The organism is Thalassospira sp. MIT1004 (assembly GCF_001858545.1).
GTDB classification, from domain to species: Bacteria; Pseudomonadota; Alphaproteobacteria; order Rhodospirillales; family Thalassospiraceae; genus Thalassospira; species Thalassospira xiamenensis.
This window is the reverse complement of record NZ_MCAO01000013.1, coordinates 32293-38875: the sequence shown is the minus strand read 5'-3', so window position 1 is coordinate 38875 and position 6583 is coordinate 32293. Positions and strand designations below refer to the sequence as shown.

Below are 6583 nucleotides of genomic sequence, written 5' to 3'. Positions count from 1 at the left end.
CACACTCAAGCCAGCTTTCAAACACCTCTAAAAGAAAAACCCCGCCAAAATATGACGGGGTTTGTCAGCGGTCTGAAATGCTGCAGTGTTTTGCTGCAGCATTTTTTGTTTAGACTGCCCGGTTTCCGGGCGATTGGTCCTTTGGGGCCGGGCGATGGAAAATGGCATCGATGAAACGGCCAATACCGGTTTCAAGGTCATTGTCATTTTCAACGGCGATCACGTTGGGACCATCGACCTGATAGGCCGATGCGCGCCGCAGGCGTTGTTCGATATCGTCGGAACTTTCGCGGCCACGGGCCACAAGGCGTTGGCGAAGGGCATCTTCGTGGGCCCGGATGCTGATGACCCGGACGTGATCGGGACCCAGAAGATCGCGGGCATCGTCAATCACGCTGCGTGATGCGTTGACGACAACGATTTTGCCGTTGGCGACGTCGTTCTGGACATGATTGGGAATGCCGTAACAAAGATTGTGCGCCCGCCAGCTCAGCAGGAAGGCACCCTGCTTTGCCATGGATGCGAAATCTTCGGCGCGGACCGGAATATGGATTTCGCCAACCGATCCGGCCGGGCGGGTAATGCAGCGACGGGGAAACAGGATGGTTTCATCGTCATGCAAACGCGCCCGTGCCGCATCCAATAGGGTATCCTTGCCAACCCCGCTGGGGCCGACGACAAGAATCAGTAATCCATTTTCCAAAGCGCCATGAGGGGTGTCATGGCGCACGGTCATGACACGCGGCTTCCCAGACGCCACACACCGCGCACAATCGGATGATGCGGTGAATGATGGACCCGGATCAGATCGCCGCGTTTGCCAACCGCGATCTCGCCCCGGTCATCAAGGCCGACCTGTTTTGCCGGGGTCAGGGTCGCGGTGCGCACCGCACGCGGAAGATCATAGGCGTCGAAATCATCAAACAGCTTCATGACACCGTGCAGCAGGCTGTGCGGGACATAGTCGCTTGAAATAATGTCGAGATAGCCATGCTTCGCCAGATCACCCGCCGCAACGTTGCCGCTGTGCGAGCCGCCGCGCACAAGGTTCGGCCCGCCCATCATCACACCAAGCCCGCCTTCGTGCGATGCCTTGGCAGCCGCCAGTGTCGTCGGGAATTCGGCCACCGTCATTTTATCGGCGACGGCTTCGGCGACATGTTCCTCGGTCGCGTCATCGTGGCTTGCCAGTGCAAGGCCCCGGCTATGGGCGACGTCGACAACGTGGCGGCGATGTTTGGCGGAATAAAGTTCGGAATCACGTTTGCGGCTGGCGACGAATTTGCGCATTTCCTCGTCCGAGAGGCCGTATTTGCCCTGATAATAGGTGTAATAGGCATCCAGGCTGACGAATTGGCGTTGGCCCGGCGTGTGATCCATCACCGAGAGCATCTTGACCAGAGGAAGATCAACCAGATTATCGAGCGCCTCGACCAGCCCACCATAGGACGTTTCACAGCGCAGATGCAGTTTGTGATCTGCACGCAAAAGGTTGTTCTTGAGCGCATGCTGAAGGGCGGTCACTGATTCAACCAGTCGTTCGATCCGTTCTGATCCGTCTGAGACGTCGCCGACAGAGATGGCATCAAACACCGTTGTGATGCCGGCACTGGCGACCTGATTGTCGTGCGCAATCACGGCGGCGGTGGCGGGCCAGCGGGTTTTGGGGCGCGGGGTCAGGTGTTTTTCGAGATTGTCGGTATGCAGTTCGACCAGTCCGGGCATCAGGTAATCGCCGCCCATGTCTTCGGCACCCGGCAGATTGGACGGGCGGTCCGAGATATCGGTGATCAGGCCATCCCTGATCTGAACGGCACCTTCGATGACATCATTGGCCAGGACAATTTTGGCATTGGTAAAAATCTGTTCAGTCATTGGCCCCAACTTTAAACGAAGTCACATCAAACGATCCCGTGCAGACCGCATCGCGGGTTTCGTGATCATGGAAAATACCGGCAATGGCAGCTCCGCGTGCCTTGGCTTCTTCAATCAATGCCAGAACCGTGGCACGATTTTGGGTGTCAAGCGATGCGGTCGGTTCATCAAGCAGCATGATCGGATAATCGGCGATGAAACCGCGCGCGATATTCACGCGTTGCTGTTCGCCCCCGGAAAAGGTCAGGGGGGAAAGTTGCCACAGACGTTCGGGAATGCGCAAGCGGGTCAGAAGATCGCGGGCCTTTGCCAGTGCCGTTTCGCGGGCGGTACCCAGCGCGATCAGGGGTTCGGCAACGATTTCAAGCGTTGGCACACGCGGAATGACACGCAGGAACTGGCTGACATAGCCCATGGTGCGTTTGCGCATATCAAGGATCGCATGCGGGCTTGCGGTGGTGATGTCAAGCCAGTCACCATCGTGAAACACGCTGATCGAGCCGCTTGAACAGGTGTAATTGGCATAAAGCATGCGCATGAAGGTACTTTTCCCCGATCCGGATTCACCGGTCAGCGCAATGCATTCACCGGCATTGAGGCGGAATTCCACCCCTTCGAATACCGGGATCGTGACGCTGCCCTGAGTATGGAGGGTAAAGCCCTTGGCGACATTTTTGGCGTGAAGCATTTCAGACATTTCAATCGCCCTAGTTTTGCAGGATGGAAGAAACAAGCAACTGGGTATAGGCGTGCTGTGGATCGTCGAGCACCTGATCGGTCAGGCCGCTTTCGATCACTTCGCCGTTCTGCATGACCATCAGGCGATGCGATAGCAGGCGGGCAACCGCCAGATCGTGGGTGACGATGATCACCGCCAGATTAAGGTCGTGAACCAGCCCGCGCAGCAGATCGAGCAGGCGGGCCTGAACCGAGACGTCCAGACCACCCGTGGGTTCGTCCATGAAAACGAGACGCGGGCTGGTTACGAGGTTGCGGGCAATCTGCAGGCGTTGCTGCATGCCACCCGAAAAGGTTGAGGGCAGATCATCAAGGCGTTCGGTGGCAATTTCGACCTTGCCAAGCCAGTTTTCGGCGGTGCTTCGGATATTGCCGTAATGACGATCACCGACCGCCATCAGGCGTTCGCCGATATTGGCCCCGGCACTGACATTCATGCGTAATCCATCGCGGGCATTCTGGTGGACAAACGCCCAGTCGGTGCGCATCAGCAATCGACGTTGCGCTTCGGACATCTGATAGACGTCACGGATGCCGTCAATGCGGGTATGGTATTCGACTGTGCCCTTTGTCGGTTCCTGCCGGGCTGCAATGCTGCGCAGCAAAGTTGATTTGCCAGAGCCGGATTCACCAACAATGCCAAGTACCTCGCCGGGGCGGAGCTCGAAACTTACATTGCGGCAACCGACCCGGTCGCCATACATCATGGTCAGGTCGGAAACGCGCAGAAGCGGTTCAATTGAGCGGGTCATTATTCTGCGGCCTTTCCGTTGCTGTGGCTTTTGCCAAGGGGCTGATCATGATGTTGCGGGCCACGGTGGCCGGCTTCCTGCCGTTCGCTGCAATAATCGGTGTCCGAGCAGACGAACATCCGGTTGCCCTTGTCATCAAGGATGACTTCGTCAAGGTAGCTGTCGGTTGCGCCGCACATGCCGCATTCGTCCTTCCAGCTTTGCACCTCGAACGGGTGATCTTCGAAATCGAGGCTTTTGACCTTGGTGTAGGGCGGCAGGGCATAGATGCGTTTTTCACGTCCGGCCCCGAAAAGTTGCAGGGCGGCCATCATGTCCATTTTCGGATTGTCGAATTTCGGTGTCGGCGACGGGTCCATGACATAACGATCATCGACCATCACCGGATAGGCATAGGTGGTGGCGATATGGCCGTGGCGCGAAATGTCTTCATAGAGCTTCACATGCATCAGCCCATATTCCTCAAGCGCGTGCATCTTGCGCGTTTCGGTTTCGCGCGGTTCAAGGAAGCGAAGCGGTTCGGGGATCGGCACCTGATAGACAAGGATCTGGTCTTCGCGCAGTTCCTTTTCGGGAATGCGGTGGCGGGTCTGGATGATCGATGCCTCGGCGGTTTTTTCGGTGGTGGCGACATTGGCGGTCTTGGCAAAGAACTGCCGGATCGATACCGCATTGGTGGTGTCATCCGCGCCCTGATCGATGACCTTAAGCGTATCGTCCGGGCCGATGACGGCGGCGGTGACCTGCACCCCGCCGGTACCCCAGCCATAGGGCATCGGCATTTCGCGGCCAGCAAACGGCACCTGATATCCGGGGATGGCAACGGCCTTTAGCAGCGCACGCCGGATCATGCGTTTGGTTTGTTCATCAAGATAGGCAAAATTATAGGCCGAAGATGCTTCTAGCGGATTATTTACGGTCTGTTCCATGATGGTTACTCCGCGGCTTCGGGTTGTGATCTGGCGTTTTTGGCATCTGCTGCATCCGCTGCATCCGCCTTTGCCAGACGTTCAAGCACTTCGGCACGCATGCGCCGGACAAGTTCAAGTTCGCCCTGGAAATCGACATAGTGGGGCAGCTTGATATGTTCGACAAAGCCGGTTGCCTGCACATTGTCGCTATGTTCCATGACGAATTCCTCGTCCTGGGCCGGGCCCATGACCTGTTCGCCCATTTCGCGTGCACGCATGGCGCGATCCACCAGTGCCATCGAAATCGCCTTGCGTTCGTTCTGACCGAAGACAAGCCCGTAGCCACGGGTGAATTGCGGCAGCTTGGTTTTGGACCCCTTGAACTTGTTCACGGTTTCGCATTCGGTCAGCTCGATAACGCCGATATCAATGGCAAAGCCGAGTTCTTCGGGTTCGATTTCGACCGCAACACTGCCATAGCGGATTTCACCGACAAAGGCGTGGCTGTTGGCGTAACCGCGCTGGGTGGAATAACCGAGTGCCAGAACAAAGCCCTCGTCCCCGCGGGCGAGGTTTTGCAGGCGCAGATCACGATCAGCCGGGAATTTGACTGCTTCGCGCGTCAGATCGGCGACTGGCGCATCATCATTGGTCGGGTTGGGTTCGTCCTGTATCAGGCCCTCGTAATTCAGAAGGTCGTCAAGAACGCGCGGCATGGTTTCATCAACCGGATGATCGGCGGCTTCGGCAGAAGTAGGTTCCTCGCCATTGGCCATCAGGGTGAAATCAAGCAGGCGGTGGGTGTAATCAAATGTCGGGCCCAAAATCTGCCCGCCCGGCAGATCCTTGAAGGTTGCGGAAATGCGGCGTGCGATATCCATTTCGGCGGTTTTGACCGGTTTGGAAAAGGCAAAGCGCGGCAATGTCGTGCGATAGGCGCGCATCAGAAAGATCGCCTCGATCAGGTCCCCGCGGCCCTGCTTGATGGCAAGGGCGGCCAGATCGCGGTCATAAAGCGATCCTTCGGCCATGACGCGGGTGACCGAAAGCGACAATTGCTGTTCGATCTGGCTGGTTTCAATTTCGGCAACGTCCCTGTCGCCACGGCGTTTTTCGGCCAGAAGCCGGTGGGCATTGTTGATGGCGCGTTCGCCACCTTTGACGGCTACATACATTTTATCTGACCTCGATCCGGGTGGTGCGCGGAAGGGCGGCGATTTTGCGATCTGCGGCAAAGACGACATCGACACCGCAGGGGAACAGATGATGGTTTTCCGCGCGCCATGCGTGGAAGGCGGCAGGCAGGCCGGGCACGGAAAGGTTCTGGCTTTCCTTGATGCCGGGGCCACGCAGGATCATGTCGGCCTTGTCCGATATGTCTTCGACCATCAGGATCAGGGTTGCCGACTGATCGGGATATTCGGCATTGCCAAGCGCCAGATCGGTGATGAAACCAAGATCACCATCAAGGCGGGCGACGGCAAAATCGGAAGCGGACGGTGTGCCGGTGATCGGGCTGCCGCAATGGAATTTCAGATGGGCGTTTGCCGCGTCCGATGCGCAATCAGGTGACAGCCAGATTGTCGTATCCATATCGGCCATCGCCAGCAGAAATGCGGTTGCGGATTTGTTCAGCCCGGCCGGTGCAGGGAGATCAAGCGGCAGATCGTAAATCCGACCGGGATGGGCCATGGCATCCAGAATGGTGCGAAAAACGGCATTGGACTCAAAGGCGGCATTTTCAAAACCACGCAGCAATTCGCCTGTCCGGGATTGTATGGTCATTCGTCTTCTCCGCGGACAAGGGTAAAGAAATCGACCTTGGTGGCGGCAACCTTGCGGCCGTTTTCGCGTTTTGCCTCGGCCTGCTGGCGGGCGAGCATGTCGATGAAATCGGACGCACCATCGTCGCGTTGCATGATGGCATCAAACAGGGCGGCATATTGCGCCTGTATGCGGTCCCGTCCCTTGACATAGGCATGGCCGACCGTGCCATCGGGCAGGGTGACTGCGCAGCGTGTGACCGTCATTTCGCCAAGGTTGAAGCGTTGCCCGGCCCCACCGGCACGACCGCGCACCATAACCATGCCGATTTGCGGTTCGCGCAGGTGGCTCCATTGCACATCGGCAAAATGATCGTGCCATTCCTGTTCAAGAATTGCGCGGTTCGTGCGGGCCAGCACCGCCATCCAGCGTTGGCGTGCCTGTGTGGCGGGATCGATGTTCGATCCCTGGTCTGATCCGGATTGCGGGGCGGGTTGCGCCGTCATCTGTTTGATCCTTCTATGCGGGTATCGACAAATTCAA

The 6583-nt window shown here is 57.6% G+C and carries 8 protein-coding genes; all 8 read right to left on the bottom strand.

Features of this window, described 5'->3' with window-relative positions:
* Nucleotides 1–109: 109 nt before the first annotated feature.
* Genes phnN through phnG form a run of 8 tightly spaced genes read right to left on the bottom strand, consistent with a single transcriptional unit; the run spans nt 110 to nt 6546 of the window.
* Nucleotides 110–736 carry a phosphonate metabolism protein/1,5-bisphosphokinase (PRPP-forming) PhnN gene (phnN, locus tag BC440_RS07755; protein ID WP_071239730.1) on the bottom strand — a complete coding sequence of 209 codons (627 nt, stop codon included), beginning with the start codon at nt 734–736 and terminating at the stop codon, nt 110–112.
* A complete protein-coding gene (locus BC440_RS07750; protein WP_071239729.1) occupies nt 733–1875 on the bottom strand; it encodes an alpha-D-ribose 1-methylphosphonate 5-triphosphate diphosphatase in 1143 nt (380 codons plus the stop codon). Before BC440_RS07750 ends, phnN begins: the two co-directional genes overlap by 4 nt.
* Nucleotides 1868–2572, bottom strand: coding sequence for a phosphonate C-P lyase system protein PhnL (gene phnL, locus BC440_RS07745; protein ID WP_210766347.1), 705 nt, complete (start codon nt 2570–2572; stop codon nt 1868–1870). Before phnL ends, BC440_RS07750 begins: the two co-directional genes overlap by 8 nt.
* Nucleotides 2573–2582: 10 nt before the next feature.
* Nucleotides 2583–3365 (bottom strand): phosphonate C-P lyase system protein PhnK, encoded by a 783-nt coding sequence (gene phnK / locus BC440_RS07740; RefSeq protein WP_071239728.1) that lies wholly within the window; start codon nt 3363–3365, stop codon nt 2583–2585.
* Nucleotides 3365–4294, bottom strand: a complete 930-nt coding sequence (locus BC440_RS07735; protein WP_071239727.1) for an alpha-D-ribose 1-methylphosphonate 5-phosphate C-P-lyase PhnJ — start codon at nt 4292–4294, stop codon at nt 3365–3367. The genes phnK and BC440_RS07735 overlap by 1 nt, the downstream gene beginning before the upstream one ends.
* Nucleotides 4295–4299: 5 nt before the next feature.
* Nucleotides 4300–5451: a carbon-phosphorus lyase complex subunit PhnI gene (locus BC440_RS07730; RefSeq protein ID WP_071239726.1), complete on the bottom strand. Its 1152-nt coding sequence runs from the start codon at nt 5449–5451 to the stop codon at nt 4300–4302.
* Nucleotide 5452: 1 nt separating this feature from the next.
* Nucleotides 5453–6061 (bottom strand): phosphonate C-P lyase system protein PhnH, encoded by a 609-nt coding sequence (gene phnH / locus BC440_RS07725; protein WP_071239725.1) that lies wholly within the window; start codon nt 6059–6061, stop codon nt 5453–5455.
* Nucleotides 6058–6546 carry a phosphonate C-P lyase system protein PhnG gene (gene phnG / locus BC440_RS07720; protein WP_071239724.1) on the bottom strand — a complete coding sequence of 163 codons (489 nt, stop codon included), beginning with the start codon at nt 6544–6546 and terminating at the stop codon, nt 6058–6060. Before phnG ends, phnH begins: the two co-directional genes overlap by 4 nt.
* Nucleotides 6547–6583 lie beyond the last annotated feature (37 nt).

Coding starts and splice junctions, on each gene's coding strand:
- phnN (WP_071239730.1), bottom strand. CDS start 736: ATGACCGTGCGCCATGACACCCCTCATGGCGCTTTGGAAAATGGATTA.
- BC440_RS07750 (WP_071239729.1), bottom strand. CDS start 1,875: ATGACTGAACAGATTTTTACCAATGCCAAAATTGTCCTGGCCAATGAT.
- phnL (WP_210766347.1), bottom strand. CDS start 2,572: ATGTCTGAAATGCTTCACGCCAAAAATGTCGCCAAGGGCTTTACCCTC.
- phnK (WP_071239728.1), bottom strand. CDS start 3,365: ATGACCCGCTCAATTGAACCGCTTCTGCGCGTTTCCGACCTGACCATG.
- BC440_RS07735 (WP_071239727.1), bottom strand. CDS start 4,294: ATGGAACAGACCGTAAATAATCCGCTAGAAGCATCTTCGGCCTATAAT.
- BC440_RS07730 (WP_071239726.1), bottom strand. CDS start 5,451: ATGTATGTAGCCGTCAAAGGTGGCGAACGCGCCATCAACAATGCCCAC.
- phnH (WP_071239725.1), bottom strand. CDS start 6,061: ATGACCATACAATCCCGGACAGGCGAATTGCTGCGTGGTTTTGAAAAT.
- phnG (WP_071239724.1), bottom strand. CDS start 6,546: ATGACGGCGCAACCCGCCCCGCAATCCGGATCAGACCAGGGATCGAAC.